Genomic DNA, 25,810 nt, shown 5'->3' with positions numbered 1-25,810 from the left:
GTTGAGCTAACCAATACTAATTGCCCGTGAGGCTTGACCATATAACACCCAAGCAATTTGCATGCTCTGAGCTGAAAAGCGAAAGAGACCAGATTGCGGTGTGTGAAGACGCAATGAACCGAAAGTTCGACGCTCACAAAACACCGAAAACTATCACATACCCAATTTGCTGAAGCGAGGCCAACTGGTCGCGACTCAGTACCCGAATTTCTTGACGACCATAGAGCATTGGAACCACCTGATCCCATCCCGAACTCAGCAGTGAAACGATGCATCGCCGATGGTAGTGTGGGGTTTCCCCATGTGAGAGTAGGTCATCGTCAAGATTAAATTCCAGAACCCCTGTTTGCTAACGCAGACAGGGGTTTTGTTTTGGGCGGTCGAAAAGTGTCCACTCTATCCGCGCACGGCTGTCAGGCTGTGTCCGCCCCATGCACCACAGTGCTAAAGTCCACCCCTCGATTTTGCTTTTCCCAAGGAAGCCGTTATGCCGGACGCGACGTCCCTCAGCCCTGGATTCATGGTGGTTCACGGCAACCGCCTGGACGAACTGCGCAGCCTGGTGGTCAGCTGGATGCGCCGTTATCCACTGGCGCCTTTGGAAAACGAAATCGCGTTGGTACAAAGCAACGGCATCGCCCAATGGCTCAAGCTGGCCTTGGCTGAAGATCCGCAAGAAGATGATATGGGCGGCTGCGGCATTGCCGCAGCAATCGACGTGCAACTGCCTGGCAGCTTTATGTGGCAGCTCTACCGCATGGTCCTGGGCCGTGATGAAATTCCACCCAAGTCCCTGCTCGATAAAGCCCCGCTGACCTGGCGTCTTATGCGCCTGTTACCCGAACTGATTGGCCAGCCGCATTTTGAGCCCCTACAGCGCTTCCTGACTCAAGACACCGACCTGCGTAAACGCTACCAACTTGCCGAGCGCCTGGCCGATTTGTTCGACCAATACCAGGTCTACCGCGCTGATTGGCTGGAAGACTGGGCCGCAGGTCGGCACCAACTGCGCAATGGTCGAGGCGAATCCAAGCCCCTCAACCCTGCCAACTGCTGGCAAGCCGAGTTATGGCGTGCGCTGCTGCTGGATGTAGGAGAGGAGGGCATGGCTGAAAGCCGAGCCGGCGTTCACCAGCGCTTCATCGAGCGCATCAACAGCCTTGAGCAAGCGCCCCCCGGCTTGCCTTCCCGGGTGATTGTATTCGGCATTTCATCACTGCCGGCCCAAGCACTGGAAGCCCTCGCTGGCCTGGCCCGTTTCAGCCAGGTCCTGCTCTGTGTACATAACCCTTGCCGCCATCATTGGTCCGACATCGTCGCCGACAAGGATTTACTGCGTAATGAATACAAGCGCCAGGCGCGCAAAGCCGGTATGCCGGTCACTATCGATCCCCAAACCTTGCACCAGCACGCCCATCCGCTACTGGCAGCCTGGGGCAAGCAGGGCCGTGATTACATCAGTTTGTTGGACAGCTACGATGACCCCAACAGCTACCGCGCCGCATTTCGCGATGGGCGCATCGATCTGTTCAGTGACAGCGAACCCACCACGCTGCTCAACCAGCTCCAGGACGATATCCTCGAACTGCGCCCGCTGAATGAAACCCGCGAACTGTGGCCCGCTGTTGATCTGGAGCATGATACGTCCATCCGGTTCCACATCGCCCACAGCGCCCAGCGCGAAGTGGAAATCCTCCACGACCAATTGCTCCAACGCTTCAGCGCCGATCCAACGTTGCGCCCTCGGGACATCATCGTCATGGTTCCCGACGTCGACAGCTACGCGCCGCACATCCGCGCGGTCTTCGGCCAGCTTGAGCGAAATGACCCACGCTTCATCCCCTATACCCTGACAGACCAAGGCCAACGCGGCCGCGATCCTCTACTGATCGCCGTCGAACATCTGCTCAAGCTTCCCGACAGTCGTTTCCCCGTCAGTGAAATCCTCGACCTGCTCGACGTTCCCGCCCTGCGTGAGCGTTTTGCTATCAAAGAGCGCGACCTGCCCACCCTGCATCGCTGGATCGAAGGCGCCGGTATCCGTTGGGGGCTGAACGCCGAACAACGTGTCGGTTTGGGTCTACCCACAGATCTGGAACAAAACAGCTGGCGATTCGGCCTGCGCCGTATGTTGCTGGGCTATGCAGTCGGCACTGGCATGGCCTGTGAAGGTATTGAGCCCTACGACGAAATCGGCGGCCTCGATGCGGCATTGATCGGCCCGCTGGTCGCCCTGCTCGATGCCTTGAATGATGCCCATCAGGCGTTATCACAACCGGCTGCTCCCAGGGTGTGGGGCGAGCGATTGCAACGCTTGATGCAGCTGTTCTTCCTGCCCAGCAGCGAGCACGATGACTACCTCTTGGGCCAGCTTGAGCAACTGAGAGAGACCTGGCTGGAAACCTGCGAATCCGTTGGCTTGCAGGACGAGTTACCGCTTACGGTCGTCCGTGAGGCATGGCTGGCCGGATTGGATCAGGGTCGCTTGTCCCAGCGCTTTCTCGCCGGAGCTGTCAATTTTTGTACCCTGATGCCCATGCGTGCGATCCCGTTCAAGCTGGTCTGCCTGCTCGGCATGAACGACGGCGACTACCCACGAGCACAACCGCCGCTGGACTTCGACCTGATGGGCAGCGACTACCGTCCCGGTGACCGTTCGCGCCGCGAAGACGACCGCTACTTACTGCTCGAAGCGCTGCTCTCGGCCCGCGACCAGCTCTATATCAGTTGGGTTGGCCGCAGCATCCGCGATAACAGCGATCGCCCTGCCTCGGTATTGATCGGCCAGTTGCGCGACCACCTCGCCAGCGGCTGGCAGCACGCCGGCAGCGATAAGCCGCTGATCGACGCAATGACCCAGGAACACCCGCTCCAACCCTTCAGCGCCCGCTACTTCCATGAAGGCGATCCACTGTTCAGCTACGCCCGCGAATGGCAATTGCTGCATGAAGCGCGGGATGTCATGCCCCCAGCGAATGTATTGCTGCAGCATCAACAGGAAGAACCCCTGAGCCTCGGTCAGTTGCAGGACTTCTTGCGCAACCCAGTCAAACATTTCTTCAGCCAGCGTCTGAAAGTATTCTTCGAAGCCGCAGAAGTGCCTCTGGCTGACGAAGAACCCTTCGTCCTCGACGCACTGCAGCGCTATAGCCTCAGCGACAGTCTGCTAAATGCTGCACTGACCCACCCCGATCACCTCGACCAGGCCCTCAACGCCCAAGCCCTGCGTTTGCAGGGCAGTGGCCTGTTGCCGATGGTCGGTTTCGGTGAGTGCCTGCGTAAGGAGTTGATCGAGCCGTTGCCTGACCTGGTGCAGCGCTATCAACAGCTTCTGGCGCTGTGGCCGACCCCACATACCGGCGCTGAACCTATCAGTTTTGAGTATCGAGGCATTCAGTTGGAAGGCTGGATCAGCGGCTTGCATCGCCGCAGCGATGGCGGCCTGTTAAGCGTTACCACCATCCCCAACAGCATTGGCTCGATCAAGACACGCAAGTGGCATCGCTTGATCCGCCCCTGGGTCAACCATGTGGTGGCCTGCGCCTGTGGCCTGCCATTGAGTACCGGCCTGGTAGCAAGTGACGACACCTTGCTGCTCGAGCCGTTGGATAAACCTACTGCCCAGGAAATCCTCGGCAACCTGCTGCTGGCTTGGCACACCGGTATGAGCACACCGCTGCCCGTTGCAGTAAAAACCGCTTTCGCCTGGCTCGGCCAAACTGACCCCGCCAAGGCCCAAGCCGCGGCCAGCAAAGCTTACGAAGGCGATGGCATCACCACTGACGGCGAACGCCGCGAAACGCCTGCTCTCACGCGGCAATTTCCCGACTACGCGGCGTTGGTCGCCAGTGAGGAATTCGAAGGCTGGTGCGAAACCCTGTATCGCCCGCTCATCAACGCACCATGGCGATCGCTTTCCAGCGCGGAGGCCAGCGCATGATCGGCAAACCCTTGGCCCTGGCATTCCCGCTTAAAGGCAGCCAGTTGATTGAAGCCAGTGCCGGCACTGGCAAGACCTTCACCATCTCCGCGTTATACCTGCGCCTGGTGCTCGGCCATGGTGGTGATGAGTCAGGCTTCGGCCGCGAACTGCTGCCGCCGCAAATTCTCGTCGTCACGTTCACCGATGCGGCCACCAAGGAGCTGCGTGAACGCATCCGCATCCGCCTGGCCGAAGCTGCGCGCTTCTTTCGCGACGAAATCGAACAGCCCGATGCGTTGATCGCCGACCTGCGCGAGCAATACGCTCCGCAGCAATGGCCGGCCTGCGCCAACCGCCTGGACATCGCCGCGCAATGGATGGATGAAGCCGCCGTCTCGACTATCCACAGCTGGTGCCAGCGCATGTTGCGTGAACATGCGTTCGACAGTGGCAGCCTGTTCACCCAGACCCTGGAAACTGACCATAGCGACCTGCTGGGCGAAGTGCTGCGCGATTACTGGCGATTGTTCTGCTACCCGATGCACGACGATGCGCTCAACTGGGTGCGCAACAATTGGGGCGGCCCCGCGGCGCTGATGCCAAGGGTGCGTGCGCTGTTCGGCAGCGAGCGGCCCACCGACGAAAGTCGCGAGCCGGCCGAACTGATCAACGCTTGTTTGCAAGAGCGTCGCGCCGCGCTGACGACCCTCAAGGCACCCTGGCAACAATGGGCGGCCGAGCTGCGCGATATCTGCCTGCAAGCCGTCGCCGCCAAAACGGTCGATGGGCGCAAGATGCAAGCGCGCTACTTCGAACCCTGGTTCGAAAAGATCAGTGCCTGGGCCGCCGATGAAACCCTGGAGCAATTGGACATCGGTACCGGCTTCACGCGCCTGACGCCCGAGGGCATGGCCGAAGCCTGGAAGGGCGAACCGCCGCAGCACCCGGGGATCGAGGCGATGGCCGGCCTCAAAGCCAGCCTCGATGCATTGCCAACGCCCGACGCCGCGGTATTGCAACATGCGGCTGGCTGGGTGGGTAAACGCTTCGAAGAAGAGAAACGTCGCCGCGCTGAAATGGGCTTCGACGACATGCTGATCCGCCTCAACGCGGCCCTTCAGGCAGACGGTGGCGAGCGCCTGGCCAGTGTGATCCGTGAGCAATTCCCGGTGGCGCTGATTGATGAATTTCAAGACACCGACCCGGTGCAATACAGCATCTTCGACAGCATCTACCGCATCGACGAAAACCACCTGGACAGTGGCCTGTTCTTGATCGGCGACCCCAAGCAGGCAATCTATGCCTTTCGCGGTGCCGACATCTACACCTACCTGCGCGCCCGGCAGTCCACCACCGGCCGCCATCACACCCTGGGCACCAACTTCCGCTCCAGCCATGCGATGGTCGAAGCGGTGAACCACGTGTTCCAGCGTGCGGAAACCGGCCGTGGTGCGTTCCTGTTCCGCGAGCCCAACGGCGAGAACCCGGTGCCGTTTCACCCGGTGCTGTCCCAGGGCCGCAGCGAGCACCTGCAGGTTGACGGCCAACCGTTGCCGGCCATGAACCTGTGGCACCTGCCTACCGACCAGCCGATTTCCACCGCGGTTTACCGTCAGCACTTGGCTGCGGCCTGCGCCACACAGATCGTCGCGTTGCTCAATGGTGGGCAGCAAGGCACAGCAGGTTTTGTAAAAGAGGGCAGCCTCAAGGGCGTATTGCCGTCAGACATCGCCATCCTCGTACGCGACGGCAAGGAAGCCCAGGCCGTGCGCGCTGAGTTGGCCAGCCGTGGCGTGCGCAGTGTGTACCTGTCGGATAAGGACTCGGTTTTCGCCGCCCAGGAAGCTCACGACCTGCTGGCCTGGCTCAAGGCCTGCGCCGAGCCGGATGTCGAGCGCCCGCTGCGCGCCGCCCTGGCCTGCGTCACCTTGAACCTGTCCCTGGCGGAACTGGAGCGTCTGAACCAGGACGAATTGGCGTGGGAATCGCGCGTGATGCAGTTCCGTGGCTACCGCGCAATCTGGCGCACCCAAGGCGTGCTGCCGATGCTGCGTCGCCTGCTCCACGACTTCAAGCTGCCTCAAACCCTTATCGCCCGCAGTGATGGCGAGCGCGTGCTGACCAACTTGTTGCACCTCAGTGAGTTGCTGCAACAAGCCGCGTCGGAACTCGATGGTGAACAGGCGTTGATCCGCCACTTGGCCGATCACCTGGCACTGTCGGGCCAGGCCGGTGAAGAACAGATCCTGCGTCTGGAAAGCGATGAGCAACTGGTCAAGGTGGTGACCATCCACAAATCCAAGGGCCTGGAATACGACCTGGTGTTCTTGCCCTTCATCTGCTCGGCCAAACCGGTGGATGGCAGTCGCTTGCCGCTGCATTACCACGATGAACACGGCAAGTCCCAAGTGAGCCTGCGGCCAACGGCCGAGCTGATCGCCCAAGCCGATGACGAGCGCCTGGCCGAAGACCTGCGTTTGTTCTACGTGGCCTTGACCCGCGCCAAACACGCGTGCTGGCTGGGCATTGCCGACCTCAAGCGCGGAAATAACAGCAGCTCGGTCTTGCACCTGTCGGCATTGGGGTATTTGCTGGGGGGCGGGACGTCGTTGGGCGAGTCCACCGGCCTGGCGCGCTGGTTGCTGGATTTACAGGAAGGTTGCCTGGCCATCCGTTATGGCCTTGTGCCGGATATCCAGGACATCCTGTTTCACCCGCCGCGCAATGAAGCGACGTTGCTTGCGCCATTGCTGCCCAAACGCAAGGCTGCGGAAAACTGGTGGATTGCCTCCTACAGTGCCTTGCGCATTGGCGACAGCATGAGCGCCGCCAGCCTCGAAGCGCCGGAAAGCCCGCAGGCCCAGAAGCTGTTCGATGACGAACGCCTCGACCCCGATGCACCACGGGAAGTGGTGGCGTCCGGCGGTGATATTCACCGTTTCCCACGCGGGCCTAATCCAGGCACCTTCCTCCACGGCTTGTTGGAGTGGGCCGGTGAAGAGGGTTTCAACGTGACGCCCGAGGCCATTGAAAAGGCCGTGGGCGCACGCTGTAACCGCCGCAATTGGGAAGGCTGGATCGTCACCCTCAGCGGCTGGCTGGGGCATCTGTTGCAAACGCCGTTGCCGCTGTACAACGACCACGTGACCCTCAGCGGTCTTGAGCAGTACCAGATTGAAATGGAGTTCTGGTTCGCCAGTCACACAGTCGATGTGCTCGCCCTCGACAAGCTGGTGTGCCGGCACACCCACGGCGGCGTTTCCCGTGTGGCCGCGGAGCCGGTGCTGCTCAACGGCATGTTCAAGGGATTTATCGACCTGACGTTCGAACACGAGGGGCGCTACTACGTGGCGGACTACAAATCCAACTGGCTCGGCCCCGACGATTCGGCCTACACCCAGCAAGCCATGGAGCAGTCGATCCTTGAGCATCGGTACGACCTGCAATACGTACTTTACCTGCTGGCCCTGCATCGCCAGCTCAAGGCACGCCTGCCCGATTATGACTACGACCAGCACGTCGGCGGCGCCTTGTACCTGTTCCTGCGTGGCACTCAGTCGGTGAGCCAGGGGGCGTATTTCACCCGGCCGCCCCGTGAGCTGATCGAAAGCCTGGACCTGTTGTTCCAGGGCAAGCCAATTGCGCCCAAGGTCGAGCCCGTCTGGGAACAAGGAGTGTTGCTATGAGCCTGTCGCCGTTACCGCTGGAGGAGCTGGCACCGCTGAGTCACGCCACTGACCTGGTGCAGTTGCTTGAGCGTTGGGTCGAGCGTGGCTGGTTGCGGGCCCTGGACAAAGCCTTCGTCGGCTTCCTGCACGAGCTTGATGCCCAGGCCGATCCCTTGGTGCTGCTGGCGGCCGCGTTGACCAGCCATCAACTGGGCCATGGCCACGTCTGCCTGGACCTGTTCGAAACCCTCAAGACGCCGGACTTCGCCCTGTCTTTGCCGCCCGAAGGCGACCTGCACACCGGCGCCATGCTGCTGCCGTCGCAGTTGCTGCACGGCCTGGACGGTGCCCATTGGTGCCATGCCCTGGCGGGCAGCCCACTGGTCGCGCTGGCGGTCGATGGCAGCGACGTGGCCCAGAGCCGGCCATTGGTGTTGTCCGGCAAACGCCTGTACCTGCGCCGCTACTGGACCTACGAGCGACGTATCGATCGCGCCCTGCGCCTGCGCCTCGCGAGCGTGGAGCCCGCAGCTGCCGATTTGCCACAACGCCTCAACCGCCTGTTCGACCAACCGGCGCCGGATGGGGTGATTGATTGGCAAAAACTTGCCTGTGCGCTGGCTACCCGCGGCGCATTCAGTATCGTCACCGGCGGCCCCGGCACCGGCAAGACCACCACCGTAGTGCGCCTGCTTGCGTTGCTGCAGGCGCCCGCCGTGGAGTCCGGCAGCCCGTTGCGCATTCGCCTGGCCGCGCCCACCGGTAAAGCCGCTGCGCGCCTGACCGAATCCATCAGCCAGCAAGTGCTGTCGCTGACAGTGCCCGACAGCGTGCGGGAAAAAATCCCGACGCAGGTCACCACGGTTCACCGCCTGCTGGGCAGTCGTCCCGGTACTCGCCACTTCCGGCATCACCTCGGTAATCCATTGCCGTTGGACGTGCTGGTGGTGGATGAAGCCTCGATGATCGACCTGGAAATGATGGCCAACCTGCTCGACGCCTTGCCATCCCATGCGCGTCTGGTATTGCTGGGCGACAAGGACCAATTGGCGTCGGTGGAAGCGGGTGCGGTACTCGGTGATTTGTGTCGTGATGCCGAAGACGGCTGGTACAGCCCGCACACTCGGCAATGGCTGCAAGCCGTCAGCGGCGAAGACCTCAGTGCCAGCGGCCTGCAAGAAGACCTCGACGGTAGCCATCCCCTGGCCCAGCAGGTGGTGATGCTGCGCTATTCACGTCGTTTCGGCGAAGGCAGCGGCATCGGCCAGCTGGCGCGCTGGGTCAACCAGCAAAATGCCGAACAGGCACGTCAGCTGTTGGCCGCAGGTCGTCATGACGACCTGTTTTGCGTCAGCCTCAAGGGCGAGCATGACTATGCCCTTGAGCGCCTGGTGCTGGACGGCCAGGGCGACGGCGCCCAAGGCTATCGCTACTACCTGAATCTGCTGCAATCGGCACGTCCACCCTTGGATACGCCACGTGATGACGCGGCCTGGACGCATTGGGCGCAACAGTTGCTGCAAGCCTTCGATGCGTTCCAACTGCTCTGCGCGGTGCGCAAAGGCCCTTGGGGCGTTGAAGGGTTGAATCAGCGCATCACCGCGGCCCTGCGCAAAGTACGCCTGATCGAAGGCGACGAGCAGTGGTACGAAGGTCGTCCGGTACTGATGACCCGTAACGATTACGGCCTGGGCCTGATGAACGGCGACATCGGTATCGCGTTGAAATTGCCCGAAAACGAGGGCGGCTCCCACGTGCTGCGGGTGGCCTTCCCACGTAACGATGGCCAGGGCGGCGTACGTTTTGTGCTGCCCAGCCGCTTGAATGATGTTGAAACCGTGTATGCGATGACCGTGCACAAATCCCAGGGCTCGGAGTTCACCCATACGGCGCTGATCCTTCCGGACGCTTTGAACCCGGTGTTGACCAAGGAGTTGATCTATACCGGTGTTACCCGCGCCAAGCGCTGGTTCAGCTTGATCGAGCCCCGCGGTGGGGTGTTTGAGGAGGCGGTACGGCGCAAGGTCAAGCGTTTGAGCGGGTTGATGCTGGAGTTGGACGCCGTGCCTGAAAAACTGACTGATAGGTCATGAAATATTTCTGATTCAGATGTCTGATTTTTCTGAAAAAATAGTAGGCCTCGTGTCAGCCGTGCGGCATGGGGTTTCCCGCCGCTGTGCTATCGTTGCGGCATCACCCTGGAAAATACCTGAGAGAAGTGCTGCATGAACGTGGCTGTCTCGCCCACAGAGCGCAGTTTGAGCTGGAGACGGATGTTGCTGGTGGCGGTTCTGTGCCTGCTCGCACCGCGCGTCTGGGCGCAGACGCCGAGCCTCGCCGAGCAGCGCGCCCAGGCGGTCACCCAGGTCGTCCTGGGCATTCTCAGTTATGCGCGATGGCCGGTGGAGCCTGCGCAATTGCGGCTGTGTGTTGTGGGGCCGACTCAGTACACCGATGACCTGGTCAAAGGCACGACCCAGGCCACCGGTCGTCCAGTGCTGGTACGGCGCCTGCTGGTCGATCATCCGGATATCGTCAATGCCTGCGATGCCGTCTACATCGGCAAAATCACCCCCGACGAACGCAACCGCCTGTTTACCTCATTGATTGGCCACCCTGTACTCAGCATTAGCGAAGGGGGCGACCAGTGCACGGTGGGCAGCCTGTTCTGCCTGCGCGTCAGCGATGAGCAGGTGTCGTTCGAGGTCAACCTGGATTCCGTCGCCCGCAGCGGCGTGCGTATCCATCCCAGTGTGTTGCAGTTGTCTCGCCGTCGAGCGCCTGGCTCATGAGCCGCGATAAAGTGCGGCCGACCCTGCGCTCGGTGATTGCCCGCGGGCATATGATTCTGGCGCTGGTGGCGGTCACCCTGGCCAGTGTGTCCCTGACCCTGCTCGGCGTACTTGCCCTGCGGGTTTACGCCGAGCACAACCTGCACCTGATCGCCCGCTCCATCAACTACACCGTGGAAGCGGCTGTAGTGTTCAACGACAGCGCGGCGGCCACCGAAGCCCTGAGCCTGATCGCCTCCACCGAAGAAGTGGCCCAGGCAGAAGTATTCGATATCAACGGCAAGCTGCTGGCGCGCTGGGTTCGCCCGGAAACCGGCATGTTGTCACGGGTCGAGTTGCAAATAGCGCACGCCCTGCTCGAACAGCCCATCAGCCAGCCGATTCTGCGCCAAGGGCAAACCGTCGGCAGCATCCATCTGGTCGGCCACGGTGGCAGCCTGTTGCGCTTCTTGCTCAGCGGCCTGATCGGGATTCTGATCTGCACCGCCCTCAGCGCCTGGGTGGCCTTGCACTTGTCGCGGCGTCTGTTAAATGGCATCACCGTGCCACTGCAACGCCTGGCCGCCGTCGCTCACGCCGCGCGCAGCGAGCGAGACTTTGACCGCCGCGTACCCTCGGCGCAGATCGCCGAACTCGACAGCCTGGGCAGCGACTTCAACGCCCTGCTCGGCGAGATGGAGGCCTGGCAGAGCCACCTGCAAAGCGAAAACGAAACCCTGGCCCACCAGGCCAGCCATGACAGCCTCACTGGCCTGCCCAACCGCGCGTTCTTCGAAGGCCGGCTTATTCGCGCCTTGCGTAGTGCCGCCAAGGTCAACGAGCGGGTGGCGGTGCTGTTTCTCGACAGCGACCGCTTCAAAGACATCAACGACAGCTTCGGTCACGCTGCTGGCGATGCCGTGTTAGTGGCTGTTGCCGATCGCGTGCGTGCGCAACTGCGCGAGGATGACCTGGTGGCACGCCTGGGCGGCGATGAATTTGCGGTATTGCTGGCGCCGCTGCACAAGGCCGAAGACGCCCATCGCATCGCCGATAAAATCATTGCCAGCATGGACGTGCCGATTTCGCTGCCAGGGGGTACTCAGGTGTTGACCTCCCTCAGTATCGGCATTGCCATTTATCCCGATCATGGCGCCACTCCCGGCACCTTGCTCAACGCCGCCGATGCGGCGATGTACCAGGCCAAACGCCTGTCTTCAGGCGGCCAGCAAACGGCGGAGTCGGAGCATCCCGTCGTCAACGTTCAACACAGGAGTTGATTCCCTTGTTCGCTAACACACGCGTTTTATTTATTTCCTTACTCGTCGCCTTCCTGGCCCTCAGCGGCTGCCAGACGCCCCCGCCCAAGGGGCTCACCCCGGCGCAAGTCGCCGTACTCAAGCAGCAAGGCTTCGAGCTGACCGACGAGGGCTGGGCCTTCGGCCTGTCCGGCAAGGTCCTGTTTGGCAGCGACATCGAAACCCTCAATAAACCCAGCACCGACATCGTCGAACGCATCGGCCAGGCCCTGGTAGGCGCGGGCATCGAGCGCGTACGTGTCGACGGCCACACCGACGCCTCGGGCAAAGAACCCTACAACGTGGCGCTGTCCCTGCGCCGCGCCAAGAGCGTGGGCAAGGTGCTGACCCGCGAGGGTATGAAAGAAGAAAACATCCAACTGCGCGGTTTGGGCAGCAGCGAGCCGGTGGCGCCGAATACGACCACAGCAGGCCGCACCGAGAATCGCCGGGTGTCGATTGTTGTGATCGCAGACTAAGCGGGTTCACCTTCCCCCAGCTGAAATGCATTCAATATGTGGGAGCTGGCTTGCCTGCGATGGCGGTTGATCGGTAGATATAGCTTTTGCTGATACACCGCTATCGCAGGCAAGCTAGCTCCCACATTCAGCCTGCAAACCGCATCTCCCGCGTCTGCCCCATCAACAACCCTTGATTCTGCTCAGTCACCTCCCTGATGTAATCCCACAACAACGTAATCCGTTTCAACTTCCTCAAATCCTCCCGGCAATACATCCAGAACTGCCGCGTAATCGCAATCTGCTCTCCCAGCACCGGCAACAAGCGCGGATCCTGCGCCGCCAGAAAACACGGCAATATCGCCATCGACCGGCCCTGCTGCGCCGCCACGTACTGCGCGATCACGCTGGTACTGCGCAGGCTGGCGCTGGCGCCGGGCACCACGTTGGCCAGGTACAGCAGCTCCGAGCTGAAGGCCAGGTCATCCACGTAGCTGATAAACGGATGCTCGGCCAAATCCGCAGGTTTGCGGATTGGCGGGTGTTGGTCGAGGTAGTCCTGGGTGGCGTACAGCTGCAGTTTGTAGTCGCACAGTTTGCAGCACACATACGGCCCGTGTTCCGGGCGCTCCAGGGCGATGACGATGTCGGCTTCGCGCTTGGACAGGCTGATGAAGTGGGGCAGGGGCAGGATGTCTACCGAGATCGCGGGATAAGTGTCGACGAAATGGCTCAACTGCGGGGTGACGAAGAAGCTACCGAACCCTTCTGTGCAGCCCATGCGCACATGGCCGGACAGCGCCACGCCGGAGCCGGAGACTTGTTCGCAGGCCATGTGCAGGGTGCTTTCGATGGACTCCGCGTAGCCGAGCAAACGCTGGCCCTCGGTGGTGAGCACGAAGCCGTTGGTCCGGGATTTTTCGAACAGCAACGTACCGAGCGACACTTCCAGTGAACTGATGCGCCGCGACACGGTGGTGTAGTCCACCGCCAGGCGCTTGGCGGCCACGCTGGCCTTGCGGGTGCGCGCCACTTCGAGGAAAAACTTCAGGTCATCCCAGTTCAGGGCGCCTAGAGAGGTGATGTTTTTTTGCATATTGGACCGGCTTTTATGTGCGTTCTTATTAGAAGTTTGCACATCTATACTCCAAAAACAGTCCGAACGCCTCATTCTTCAAGGCGATTCAACGCCTTGGTTCTCTGCATAACTACAAGATTCTGGAGACCACATGAACGCATCTGCCGATATTTCCGTGCAACAGGTCAAGTTGCTGATCAACGGCGAGTGGGTCGAATCCAAGACCACCGAGTGGCAAGACATCGTCAACCCGGCCACCCAACAAGTGCTGGCCAAGGTCCCGTTTGCCACTGCCGATGAAGTCAACGCTGCCATCGACGCCGCCCATCGCGCCTTTCAGACCTGGAAGCTGACGCCGATCGGTGCGCGGATGCGCATCATGCTCAAGCTGCAAGCCCTGATCCGTGAACACTCCAAGCGTATCGCCGTGGTCCTCAGCGCCGAGCAGGGCAAGACCATTGCCGATGCCGAGGGCGATATTTTCCGTGGCCTGGAAGTGGTCGAACACGCCTGTTCCATCGGCACCCTGCAAATGGGCGAATTCGCCGAAAACGTGGCCGGTGGCGTGGACACCTACACCCTGCGCCAACCTATCGGTGTGTGCGCCGGCATCACTCCGTTCAACTTCCCGGCGATGATTCCGCTGTGGATGTTCCCGATGGCGATTGCCTGCGGTAATACCTTCGTCCTCAAGCCTTCCGAGCAAGACCCGTTGTCGACCATGCTGCTGGTGGAGCTGGCGCTGGAAGCCGGTGTGCCGGCCGGTGTGCTCAACGTGGTGCATGGCGGTAAGGACGTGGTGGATGCGCTCTGTACTCACAAAGATATCAAGGCCGTGTCCTTCGTCGGTTCCACCGCCGTCGGCACCCATGTCTACGACCTGGCCGGCAAACACGGCAAGCGCGTGCAGTCGATGATGGGCGCCAAGAACCACGCCGTGGTGCTGCCGGATGCCAACCGTGAACACACCCTCAATGCCCTGGTCGGCGCCGGTTTCGGCGCGGCGGGCCAGCGTTGCATGGCCACCTCGGTGGTGGTGCTGGTGGGCGCGTCCAAGCAGTGGCTGCCGGATCTCAAGGCCCTGGCACAAAAGCTCAAGGTCAATGCTGGCAGCGAAGCCGGCACGGATGTCGGCCCGGTGATCTCCAAGCGCGCCAAGGCACGCATTCTTGAACTGATCGAAAGCGGCGTGAAAGAAGGCGCCAAGCTGGAGCTGGATGGCCGCGATATCAAGGTGCCGGGCTTCGAACAAGGTAACTTTGTCGGCCCGACTCTGTTCTCGGGCGTGACCACCGACATGCGCATCTACACCGAGGAAATCTTCGGCCCCGTGCTGGTAGTGCTGGAAGTCGACACCCTCGACCAAGCCATCGCCCTGGTTAACGCCAACCCGTTCGGCAATGGCACGGGCCTGTTCACCCAAAGTGGTGCGGCGGCGCGTAAATTCCAGAGCGAAATCGATGTGGGCCAGGTCGGCATCAACATTCCGATTCCGGTGCCAGTGCCGTTCTTCAGCTTCACCGGCTCGCGCGGTTCCAAGCTCGGCGACCTGGGCCCGTACGGCAAGCAAGTGGTGCAGTTCTACACCCAGACCAAAACCGTCACCAGCCGCTGGTTCGATGACGACACGGTCAACGATGGCGTCAACACCACCATCAACCTGCGCTGAACCTGGGAGACGACCATGAAGATTGCATTTATCGGCCTGGGCAACATGGGCGCGCCCATGGCCCGCAACCTGATCAAGGCTGGGCACGCGCTTAACCTGTTCGACCTGAACCAGGCGGTACTCAAGGAACTCGCCGAACTGGGCGGCACCATCAGCAGCTCACCGCGTGATGCGGCCCAGGGCGCAGAACTGGTGATTACCATGCTGCCGGCCGCTGCTCACGTGCGCAGCGTATGGCTCAATGACGACGGTGTGCTCGCGGGCATCGGCAAAGGCGTCCCAGCGGTGGATTGCAGCACCATCGATCCGCAAACCATCCGTGATGTAGCGGCAGCGGCAGCGAAACAAGGCGTGGCAGTGGCCGATGCACCGGTCTCCGGTGGCACCGGCGGTGCCCAGGCCGGGACGCTGACCTTTATGGTCGGCGCCAACCCGGAATTATTCGCTACCCTGCAACCGGTGCTGGCGCAGATGGGCCGCAACATCGTGCACTGCGGCGATGTCGGCACCGGGCAAATCGCCAAGATCTGTAACAACCTGCTGCTGGGTATCAGCATGGTCGGCGTCAGTGAGGCCATGGCCCTGGGCGATGCGCTCGGCATTGATACGCAAGTGCTGGCCGGCATCATCAACAGCTCCACCGGGCGCTGCTGGAGTTCCGATACCTATAATCCTTGGCCGGGCGTGATCGAAACCGCGCCATCATCGCGTGGCTATACCGGTGGCTTTGGTGCCGACCTGATGCTCAAGGATTTGGGCCTGGCCACGGAAGCCGCACGCCAGGCGCATCAGCCGGTGATCCTCGGCGCAGTGGCCCAGCAGTTGTACCAGTCGATGAGCCAGCGCGGGGAGGGGGGTAAAGACTTCTCGGCCATCATCAATAGCTATCGCAAACCTCAATAAAGGCAAGTTCCGAGAGCCCTCCTTGGGTGGGTTCTCGGAGGTTGGCTTGTCTATGCGTTCGCAGCATTTCAGGCGCCTTGTGCACCTGCCCCCTCGATATATCCCCTAATACCTGTCCCCATCGTGATTACAACTTTTGCTGCCTCGCATTACGCGAGCTTCGCTGCTATATGCGTTTTTATTACTAATCAACTAACTGGTTCGCATGAGCCTGTTTGAGGTGTGTACCACCTTGAAATAAATTATTACAACTTGAAAAGGTTTGATGGTTTTTCTCGGTTTTTGATCATTGATTCATCATGTGGGTCGCATATGTGGAGTGATTAATTATCATGGTGTGATGATGAAAAAATAATTGATGGGCGTCATATATGTGATGGGCATGACCGTTAATTAGGCGTGCTTAATACCTGTTTAGTTTTCCCTTTGATGTCGGCTATTGCCTCGCTAGTATCTGGCTGGCGGGAGTTTTCAGTTGGGTATGCCTCCACAGTTTTCTCCGCAGTGTTTTATTTTTTCCAGGTTGTGCAGGTGCCTTAAAAATGGCTAGCGAAAGGAAGCGGACAGCGAGTATTGCCGAGCGATCAGCTGCTTTGGCCCACACCGGTCAGGGACTCGACAAGGCCAGTCTCATGGCTCTCCATCTCTCCCGATTGCTTGAGTTGTGGGCTTGCGGGCGTACCCACTCATTGCCGGTGGCGGCGCCTTCCAGGCTTACCTGCCTGTCACATCAATTGCCGCCTGTGAGTCGCGAGTCCGAGCCCATCAACGCGCGACTGCGTGAAGAAACGGGCGTGGGGTGATTGCCACTTAGTCCGAACAGTTCACCAATAACGCAAAAACAAATTTAGCGCTCGACGGTAATCACTGTCGTGGGCATTCGCTCGCGCTGAGCTTTGTGTGTCCATAAATTGAAACGGGTGAGAGATGAAAAATATAACAATTGTCGATAAGGCGACGGGGACGGCGACGGAACATGCCTTGGGAACTACCAGCCTCAAAGGCACCAGCATTGTAAAGTTGCCCTTCGGGCCGGAAAGCGTTCAGTCGTTTCAACAGTCCGGGCAGAATCTGGTAGTCACGCTGAAGTCAGGTGAGACCGTTACGGTTCAGAACTTTTTTGTGGTGGGCGCCGACGGTGCGAAAAACCAACTGGTGCTGGAGGGTGAAGACGGTACTTTGTTGCTTGGCAACTATTCCACGCCTTATTCGGGCTTCACCTTTACTGAAATTTCGACCCTCGACGAGCTGGGTGTGGCCGCCATTGCCGCAGACAGTTCCATCCCGAGCTGGGTGCTGTGGGGGCTGGGGCTACTCGCCGTGGGCGGTGCTGCGGCGGCAATGAGCGGCGGCGGCGGAGGCGGTGGTAACGATTCGCCACCCGCCGCTCCAGGAGCCGCGAGCGGTCTGGCCGTCAACAGTGCGGGCACACTCCTCACCGGTAAAGGCCAGAGCGGTACGACGGTAACGGTCAAAGATGCTGCGGGCAATGTGCTCGGCACCAGCACCGTTGGCACAGACGGTAATTTCCAGGTCAGCCTGGGCACACCGCAAACCAATGGTGAAACGCTGCAAGTCACCCTCAAGGATGCCTTGGGCCAAGTCTCGCCGCCTGCAACCGTTGTCGCCGGCGACACCACGGCACCTGCCGCCGCTTCAGCGTTGGAGGTCAGCGTTGACGGCTCGACCGTTAGCGGTAAAGGCGAACCCAATGCCACGGTGACCATAAAGGATGCCGATGGCAATGTAATCGGCACCGGCACGGTGGGGGATGACGGCAGCTTCCAGGTCACCTTGAACACGCCGCAGACTAACGGCGAAACGCTGAGCGTCATTCTCAAAGACGCTGCCGGCAATGAATCCCCTGCCAGCCCTGTGGTGGCGGGTGATACCACCGCACCTTCCGCACCGACCGACCTGGCGTTGAGCACCGACGGCGCAACGCTCAGCGGTAAAGGCGAACCCAATGCCACGGTGACCATAAAGGATACCGATGGCAATGTAATCGGCACTGGGGCAGTGGGAGATGATGGCACCTTCCAAGTGACCTTGAACACGCCTCAGGTTAACGGTGAAACGCTTGCCGTCACCTTGACGGACCCTGCGGGGAATGAGTCTGTCCCGACTAACGTGGTCGCCGTTGATATTGATGATACCGACGCGGACGCAGATGCGGATGCCGACGCTGACGCCGACGCCGATGCTGACGCCGACGCCGACGCCGACGCCGATGCTGATGCTGATGCTGATGCTGATGCTGATGCTGACGCCGACGCCGACGCCGACGCCGATGCTGATGCCGATGCCGATGCCGATGCTGACGCTGACGCTGACGCTGACGCTGATGCTGATGCTGATGCCGATGCCGATGCCGATGCCGATGCCGATGCTGATGCCGACGCCGACGCCGATGCTGATGCTGATGCTGATGCTGATGCTGATGCTGATGCTGATGCTGATGCTGATGCCGACGCTGATGCTGATGCCGATGCCGATGCGGATGCCGATGCGGATGCCGACGCCGATGCTGATGCGGATGCCGATGCGGATGCCGATGCGGATGCCGACGCCGATGCTGACGCTGATGCCGACGCCGACGCCGACGCCGATGCGGATGCCGATGCTGACGCTGATGCGGACGCCGACGCCGACGCGGATGCCGATGCGGATGCGGATGCTGATGCCGACGCCGATGCTGACGCTGATGCCGACGCCGACGCCGACGCCGACGCTGATGCCGATGCCGATGCCGATGCCGATGCCGATGCCGATGCTGACGCCGATGCCGATGCCGACGCCGATGCTGATGCTGATGCTGACGCCGATGCTGACGCTGACGCTGACGCTGACGCCGATGCCGACGCCGACGCCGACGCCGATGCCGATGCCGATGCCGACGCCGATGCGGACGCCGACGCCGATGCTGATGCTGATGCTGACGCCGATGCCGATGCCGATGCCGATGCCGATGCTGACGCCGATGCCGATGCTGACGCCGATGCCGATGCCGACCTAGAAGCCTTCGACGACCTCGCCACAAGCGAAGTGACCATCAAACCCGTTACATCCAACACCAACCTGGCTGATATGCGTGTCTTCACCCTGCTGGGTGTTGGCGGGATCATCCTGGGCGATCACACCAAGGCGCAGGAGTTCACGGTTGCCGAAGGTTCCAGCGGCACGCTGAATCTGCAGTTTGCCCAGGCGGATCTGGTTTCGCTGCTGGGAGGCGGTTTCACTGCGGTCCTGGAGGTGAGCGACGGCGCGGGTGGCTGGTTGCCGGTTCAACAGGGCAGTAACGGTTCGGGCTTGCTGGATCTGTTGGGCCTGTTCGGTCAAAGCACCACTGCCGAGATCGAAGGGCTGCAGGCCGGGCAATACCGCTTCACCCTCCAGCTGGACCCAAACCTGGTCAGCATCGGTGCGGGGGCGACGGCGGTATTGAGCGTCACCAACAACAGCCTGACTGATTTCACTGGCGAAGCCGGTCCCGAAGTCTCCGGCAACGTCATCACCGACCCGGGTGTGGGAGGCACTCCGGATGTGCCGGGCAACGGCGGGCCCGTCAAGGTGCAGGTCGAGGTCGGCGGTGAATTCGTCGATGCGGACGCCACTACCGGCACGGTGCTGCAAGGCCAATATGGTCAACTGACTATTTTTGCCAATGGTGACTACAAGTACACCCCGAACGGCGATGTCGCCAACATCGGCAAAGTGGATGCGTTCGAATACCACTTGGTCAATGGTGCGGGTGGTTCTGCCGCCGCCACCTTGTATGTGCGCATCGACAGCCCAAGTGTCGACGTGACCTGGAACGCAACAGACCCATCGGCTCCAGGCACGGTCAGCCCGGTAGCGAACGATGACCTGGGCTCGGCGCAGATAGCGATCGTCAACCTGGTGACAGAAGCCAACGCGCCGGCCTTGAGCTACAACCTGCCGGCGATCGGCACGGGCTCGGGTACGGGCGAAGTCATCGTCGTGGCTGCCGACTCTACGGCTGTATTGAAGGTCGATGTCAGCGCTTCCGGCTTGACCCTGTTGCCGTCCACCACCGTCAATCTGCAAAAACTGATTGCAGGCCAATGGGAAACGCAACAGACCACCACCCAGTCGTCGCATACGTTCACCGGGCTGGACGCCGGTTCGTATCGGGTCACCGCATCCACAGGCTCGGTGCTGTCATTGTCGACCATCACGGTGGCTCAGACCTTGACTACCACCTTCACCACGCAATTTGTGGCCGGTGAAATGACCAACGCCACCGGCGACTTGTTGGCTGGCAGCCTGGCCGGACCGGATGTGCTCGGTTCGCCATTGACGGTGTTGAGCGTGCTGGTAGCCGGGGCCTATGTGGTGCCTGGGCAGACGGGGGCGCAAGTCGTCGGTGAGCACGGCACGTTGACCGTCTTTGCCGATGGCAAATACGTCTACACGCCGAATGCCGGCCTGACGTTGGATGAGATTGGCCAGGTGGATAAATTCACCTACAAACTCACCACGCCGACGGGTCAGGAGGAGACCGCAGACGTGTACATCCGCATCGACTCGCCAGACCGTGACCTGGTCTGGGACGACGCCAACCCGGGCGCGCCTGCCACTGAGGGTGTCGGCTTTGCCGCAGCCCTGGGGGCGGTGGATCAGGCCGCGGATGACGCCGCCAGCGTTGATGCTCAGCACCACGATGCGGTGGTGGTTGATGACACCGACTTCACCCACGTCGATGCGGGCGCGGGTGCAAACGGGTTGCTGTGGGAAGGGGGGGATGCTGCCATCAACCTCACCGACCTGATCGGCAAAGTCAGCGATGTGCAGAGTATCGACCTGAACGATATCAGCGCAGTGGACCTGACGTTGAGCCTGGAAGACCTGGTGTCCATCACCGGGCCTGAGTCGGATCGCTTGATGATTCAGGGCGACGATCAGGACAGCGTGCACCTGACCGGCGACTGGACTGGCGGTGTGACGCAAGTAGAGAACGGTCTGGAGTACGTGGTCTACACCAGTGCGGAAGATCAGGCCCATCAGCTTTGGGTACAAAGCGGCATCAACGTGGTGTAACGCCACTTCCCGATAACCGGGCCGCAATGCCCGGTTTTCCTTACCAACAAGCTTGCAGCGATGGGCCGTGACTGATGCCAGTCACGGTTCGTTGTTGTCCCCCTCCGGTTTGACAACAGTCAGGTGACTTGCAGTGAGGCATAAGAGTTTGGCCAACCAACTGTCTGCCACGGTTCTGGCAGTCTCAATGATCGCGCCAGGGATTGAGCCGGTCATGGCCACGTCGCTTTTCGACGATGAAGAACCCGTCAACATCATCAGCCCCAGCAACCTGGGCACGAATTTACCGGGAGGGCCAGCGGGCGTCAGCGCACCGGTGGCACCCCAGCGCAACATACCGAGCAACCTCGACCTCATGCGCGCCATTCAGTTGGCCGTAGAGTGGCACCCGGCGATTGCCGAGGCGATCGGCCAGCTGTACCAACAAAACGAGAACGTGAACATCGCCCGGTCCGGGTATTACCCGCAAGTCAGCGGTGGCTTCAATTCGGGCTATGACAGCAGCTTGAGTGGCAATGGCCAAAGCCGAGCGTTTTCGTTGTCGGCGTCGCAGATGCTTTATGACTTCGGCAAGGTTTCCAGCTCAGTGGACAGCGCACTGGCGCGGGTCAGCGGCAGCCAGGCGGCGATCTTGTTGTCGATTGACCAAGTGGCCCGCGACACCTCGTTTGCAATGATCGAACTGCAACGCTCGCAACGTTTGGTGACTGTGGCCCGCGAGCAGATCGAGGGGATTTCGGCGATTGCCGAACTGGCCAAAAAACGCAGCGACATGGGCGCCAGCACCCGTTCCGATTTGATCCAGGCCCGTTCGCGGGTCGAGGCGTCAATGGCCACCCAAATGCAGTTCACCGCGCAATTCAACCGCTGGCGCAGCGCCTTGAGCAGTTTGCTGGGGGCCCAGTCGCCGGTGAACGTGGCCAGCGGCTTTCCTGCCAGCCTGGAACAGTCCTGCGTGGGCGTGGTGCCCGATGCCGCCGTCACCCCGACGTTGCTGATCGCCCAGGCCCAGCGGGTCGATGCCTTGGCACTGATTGCACAGGCGCGTGCCGAAGCCTTGCCCACGGTGTCGCTGGACCCGTCCATCACGCACTACCTGGACAACAACGATGAAAGCAACCTTCCCGGCGGCCGCGATCGCACCCGCTACGGCGTGTTTCTCAACGTGAAGATGCCGCTGTACCAGGGCGGCGCAATCACCGCGCGCAAAACCGCGGCGCAGCAGGCGCTGCGCTCGGCCGAGGCGGCCAACGACGCCGCACGGCTTGCGGTTCGCCAGGGTTTGCTCGAAGCCCGCGACCAGATATCAAGCTTGTCGCAACGTCTGTCGACCCTGGATTTTCGTGAGCGCAGCATCTCCGAAACCCGTGACCTTTATCGCCAGCAATACCTTGAGCTGGGCACGCGGCCGTTACTCGACTTGCTCAATGCCGAGCAGGAAATCCACCAGGCGCGCATGGATCGGGAAAACACGGCGGCAGACCTACGTCGCCTGAATATCGATTGCCTCTACAACACGGGCGGGCTTCGCACGGCGTTCCATTTGGACAACAGCACCCTGCAGGGTGTGGAGATTCGGCCATGAATGAAGCCGTGAAACTGGATGACGACTTGAGTGCAGCGCCCCTACAGCACACACCGCCGCCGACCTTTGATTACGAGGTATGGCTGGAGGCAATTCTGGGGGTGGCCCGCCATTACCGCCTGGAGTGTTCAGCGCAAAGCGTGCGCCTGGCAGCCCAATGGACTGACAGCGCGTCGGTGGAAGACGTGGTGCGGCGTATGGCGCGTCAGGCCGGGTTGAATTGCGTGATCGGCGACTTTAGCGCCTCGACCCTGATGCAGCGCCAGTTGCCGATGGTGGTGCAGTTTGCGGATGGGCAGGTCGGTGTGCTGGAGCTCATCGGTGAGGATGACAGCATCGGCATCGCCTACAGCGGTGATGGCGGTTTGCAAAGCCGTCTGGGCCGCCGCGAATTGCTTGAGCAGGCACGCAAGACGGTGATTTTGCGGCCAATGCGCGCGGTGCGCGACACTCGCGTCGATGATTACATCAAGCCGTACCAAAAGAACTGGTTCAGTGCCATCGTGCTGCGCGACCTGCGGCCGTATGGCTACGTGATGCTGGCGTCCCTGGTCACCAGCGTACTCGGCCTCGCCGGGGTGCTCTTTTCGATGCAGGTGTACGACCGCGTTATTCCCGCCGAGTCCATGCCCACCCTGTATGTGCTGTTCGGCGGCGTGATGTTGGCGCTGGTCTTTGATTTCATCATGCGCATCACCCGCGTGCGCATCACTGACATGCTCGGCAAACGCGCCGACCTGCGCGTCTCGGACCTGGTGTTCGGGCACGCCATCCGCCTGCGCAACAGCGCCCGACCCAAGTCCACCGGTTCGTTCATTTCCCAACTCAAGGAATTGGAACAACTGCGTGAACTGATCACCTCAAGCACGGCGACCGCGCTGGCAGACCTGCCGTTTTTCCTGCTGTTTCTGGTGATCTATTGGTTGATCGCCGGTCCGTTGGTCGCTGTGCCCCTGGTGGCCGTGCTGTTTCTGGTGGTGCCGGGCCTGCTGGCGCAGAAAAAACTCGCGGCGTTGGCCACTGAGTCGATGCGCGAAGGCGCGTTGCGCAGCGCGATGCTGGTTGAAACCGTACAAGGCCTCGACGACATCAAGGCCCTGCAAGCCGAGCAGCGTTTTTCGCAGCAATGGAACCATTACAACGCCACTTGTGGCGATGCCAGCCTGCGCCTGCGCCTGCTCACCAATAAGTTGGTGGCATGGAGCAACAACGTCCAGGGCTCGGTGTTTGCCGTGGTCGTCGTATTCGGGGCGCCCATGGTCATGGCCAGCGATATGACCACCGGCAGCCTGGTGGCCGCCTCGATCCTGGCCTCGCGCATGATGGCGCCGATGTCGCAGATCACTCAGGTACTCACGCGCTGGCAGCAGGCCAAGGTGGCATTGCAGAGTTTGAACCGCATCATGGAATTGCCGGTGGACCACGCTGAAGGCAGCAAGCGCGTGCATTTACCGCTGGTGCGCGGTCACTATGTGCTCAAACAGGCGGCCTTCCAGTATTGCGACGAAGCGCCGGTGCCGGCGTTATTGGTGGCGGATCTGCAGATCCAGCCGGGCGAGCGCATCGCCATTCTCGGCCGTAACGGCGCGGGCAAATCGACCTTGCTGCAGGCCCTGGCCGGGATGCTCGACCTCAAGAGCGGCAACATCAGCCTCGACGGGGTTGCCCTGGGCCACCTCGACCCGGCGGACGTGCGCCGGGATGTGGGGTTGATGACGCAAAACTCGCGTCTGTTCCACGGCACCCTGCGTGACAATCTGATCATGGGGGCGCCGCATGCATCGGATGAGGAAATCCTCCAGGCCCTGGCGGTAACCGGCGCCGCCGACTTCATCGGCAAATTCGCCGACGGCATGGACCACCTGATCCTCGAAGGCGGCCTCGGCCTCTCCGGCGGCCAGCGCCAATCGTTGCTGTTGTCACGCTTGATCATTCGCCAACCGCATATTGTCTTGCTCGACGAGCCCACCGCGTCCCTGGATGAAGCCACCGAGCGCCAATTGATTCAGAACCTGGATCGCTGGGCGGCCCATCGCACGCTGATCATCGCCACCCACCGCATGAGTGTATTGAGCCTGGTCAACCGCATCATTGTGGTCGACAACGGCCAGGTCATCGTCGATGACAGCAAGGACAACGCCATTGCACGGCTATCCAGACCCAAGGGGAAAAACCAGTGAAAACCCATGCGCTGAAAACAATCCCCCTGCTTGCCAGTGAAGACGAACACATCGGCCGCCCCCACGCGGGCGTGGATGACAGTACGGTGCTGCGCGCTACACGGGTGGTGGCGTGGGTGGCCGTCATGCTTGTCGCCTTTGGCGCCTGGGCCTACGTGTTTGAAGTGGACGAGGTGTCCACCGGCAGCGGCAAGGTCATTCCCACCTCCCGCGAGCAGATCATTCAGTCCCTGGAAGGCGGGATCGTCACGGAGCTGAATGTGGGGGAGGGCGATATCGTCAAACAGGGGCAGGTCCTGGCCAGGCTTGATCCGACCAAGACCGAATCCAACTTCGATGAAAGCGCTTCCAAGTATCGTGCGTCCCTGGCCAGCGTGGCGCGGTTGCAGGCGGAAGTGAACGGCAAACCGTTGGCATTCCCGGCGGAGCTGTCACGTTACCCGGCGCTGATCAGCGCTGAAACCGATCTGTTCAACACCCGGCGCAAAGGCCTTGAGGAATCCCTGGCCGGTGTACGCTCTTCCCTGGGGCTGGTGCGCAGTGAGCTGGAGATTACCGAAAACCTGGCCAAGGTTGGGGCTGCCAGCAATGTCGAGGTGCTGCGCCTCAAGCGCCAGAAGGCCGAGCTGGAATTGAAACTCAGCCAGGCGCGCTCCGATTACCTGGTGCGCGCCGGTGAGGACCTGGCCAAGGTCAACGCGGATGTGCAGACGCTGTCGTCGGTGATGCGCGGGCGTTCGGATTCGGTAACCCGCCTGACCTTGCGCTCGCCGGTGCGCGGTATCGTCAAGGATATCGAGGTCACGACCATCGGCGGCGTTATCCCTCCCAATGGGCGGCTGATGCAGATTGTGCCGCTGGATGAACAGCTGCTGATCGAGGCGCGAGTCTCGCCCAGGGACATTGCCTTCATCCATCCCGACCAGATGGCCAAGGTCAAGATCACGGCCTATGACTATGCCATTTACGGCGGCATGGACGGTAAGGTAGTGACCATTTCGCCGGACACCATTCAGGACGAAGTCAAACCGGAAGTTTTTTACTATCGGGTGTTTATCCGCACCGATGCCGACACCTTGAAAAACAAGGCCGGCAAGACGTTCTCGATCGTGCCCGGCATGATCGCCTCGGTAGACATCAAGACCGGTCAGAAAACCGTGCTCGACTACCTGATCAAGCCGATGAACCGGGCACGCGAAGCGTTGCGAGAACGCTAG

General features: G+C 61.1%; 13 protein-coding genes and 1 rRNA gene. 13 read left to right on the top strand and 1 reads right to left on the bottom strand.

The genetic code is table 11. The features are described 5' to 3' along the window. Positions 1-210 precede the first annotated feature (210 nt). From rrf to J1G33_RS08695, 7 genes are all read left to right on the top strand, one after another. Positions 211-326 (top strand): 5S ribosomal RNA (rrf, locus tag J1G33_RS08725). 161 nt (positions 327-487) lie between these two features. Then, positions 488-3,940 carry an exodeoxyribonuclease V subunit gamma gene (recC, locus tag J1G33_RS08720; protein ID WP_032879473.1) on the top strand — a complete coding sequence of 1,151 codons (3,453 nt, stop codon included), beginning with the start codon at positions 488-490 and terminating at the stop codon, positions 3,938-3,940. Beyond that, positions 3,937-7,608, top strand: coding sequence for an exodeoxyribonuclease V subunit beta (recB, locus tag J1G33_RS08715; protein WP_223017938.1), 3,672 nt, complete (start codon positions 3,937-3,939; stop codon positions 7,606-7,608). The genes recC and recB overlap by 4 nt, the downstream gene beginning before the upstream one ends. Then, the gene (recD, locus tag J1G33_RS08710; RefSeq protein ID WP_223017937.1) at positions 7,605-9,683 is read left to right on the top strand and encodes an exodeoxyribonuclease V subunit alpha; all 2,079 of its coding nucleotides are present in this window, start codon (positions 7,605-7,607) and stop codon (positions 9,681-9,683) included. The genes recB and recD overlap by 4 nt, the downstream gene beginning before the upstream one ends. Before the next feature lie 132 nt (positions 9,684-9,815). After that, positions 9,816-10,382 carry a YfiR family protein gene (locus tag J1G33_RS08705; protein WP_032879475.1) on the top strand — a complete coding sequence of 189 codons (567 nt, stop codon included), beginning with the start codon at positions 9,816-9,818 and terminating at the stop codon, positions 10,380-10,382. After that, the gene (locus J1G33_RS08700) at positions 10,379-11,641 is read left to right on the top strand and encodes a diguanylate cyclase (RefSeq protein WP_032879477.1); all 1,263 of its coding nucleotides are present in this window, start codon (positions 10,379-10,381) and stop codon (positions 11,639-11,641) included. The genes J1G33_RS08705 and J1G33_RS08700 overlap by 4 nt, the downstream gene beginning before the upstream one ends. A 5-nt stretch (positions 11,642-11,646) precedes the next feature. Beyond that, complete coding sequence (locus J1G33_RS08695) at positions 11,647-12,138, top strand: OmpA family protein (RefSeq protein WP_223017936.1); 492 nt, start codon at positions 11,647-11,649, stop codon at positions 12,136-12,138. Positions 12,139-12,265: 127 nt separating this feature from the next. Here the strand turns inward: J1G33_RS08695 and J1G33_RS08690 are convergent, their stop codons facing one another. After that, positions 12,266-13,213 (bottom strand): LysR family transcriptional regulator, encoded by a 948-nt coding sequence (locus tag J1G33_RS08690; RefSeq protein WP_032879480.1) that lies wholly within the window; start codon positions 13,211-13,213, stop codon positions 12,266-12,268. Between the two features lie 133 nt (positions 13,214-13,346). Between J1G33_RS08690 and J1G33_RS08685 the strand changes: the two genes are divergently transcribed. The 6 genes from J1G33_RS08685 to J1G33_RS08660 all read left to right on the top strand — a co-directional run bounded on the left by J1G33_RS08685 (position 13,347) and on the right by J1G33_RS08660 (position 25,810). Then, entirely contained in the window at positions 13,347-14,864 is a 1,518-nt protein-coding gene (locus tag J1G33_RS08685; RefSeq protein ID WP_032879481.1) for a CoA-acylating methylmalonate-semialdehyde dehydrogenase, read from the top strand. Positions 14,865-14,879: 15 nt separating this feature from the next. Beyond that, positions 14,880-15,767: a 3-hydroxyisobutyrate dehydrogenase gene (gene mmsB / locus J1G33_RS08680; RefSeq protein ID WP_005791381.1), complete on the top strand. Its 888-nt coding sequence runs from the start codon at positions 14,880-14,882 to the stop codon at positions 15,765-15,767. A 927-nt stretch (positions 15,768-16,694) separates the two neighbouring features. Continuing rightward, on the top strand, positions 16,695-20,828 hold the full coding sequence (locus tag J1G33_RS08675; RefSeq protein WP_223017935.1) for a BapA/Bap/LapF family large adhesin: 4,134 nt from the start codon (positions 16,695-16,697) through the stop codon (positions 20,826-20,828). 187 nt (positions 20,829-21,015) lie between these two features. Then, the gene (locus J1G33_RS08670; RefSeq protein ID WP_223017945.1) at positions 21,016-22,413 is read left to right on the top strand and encodes a TolC family outer membrane protein; all 1,398 of its coding nucleotides are present in this window, start codon (positions 21,016-21,018) and stop codon (positions 22,411-22,413) included. Beyond that, positions 22,410-24,593: a type I secretion system permease/ATPase gene (locus J1G33_RS08665; RefSeq protein ID WP_223017934.1), complete on the top strand. Its 2,184-nt coding sequence runs from the start codon at positions 22,410-22,412 to the stop codon at positions 24,591-24,593. Before J1G33_RS08670 ends, J1G33_RS08665 begins: the two co-directional genes overlap by 4 nt. 50 nt (positions 24,594-24,643) lie before the next feature. Next, positions 24,644-25,810, top strand: a complete 1,167-nt coding sequence (locus J1G33_RS08660) for an HlyD family efflux transporter periplasmic adaptor subunit (protein ID WP_032803970.1) — start codon at positions 24,644-24,646, stop codon at positions 25,808-25,810.

Source organism: Pseudomonas sp. P867, from assembly GCF_019891455.1.
GTDB classification, from domain to species: domain Bacteria; phylum Pseudomonadota; class Gammaproteobacteria; order Pseudomonadales; family Pseudomonadaceae; genus Aquipseudomonas; species Aquipseudomonas synxantha_A.
The sequence above is the reverse complement of the archived record's forward strand: the minus strand, read 5'-3'. Positions and strand labels throughout refer to the sequence as shown.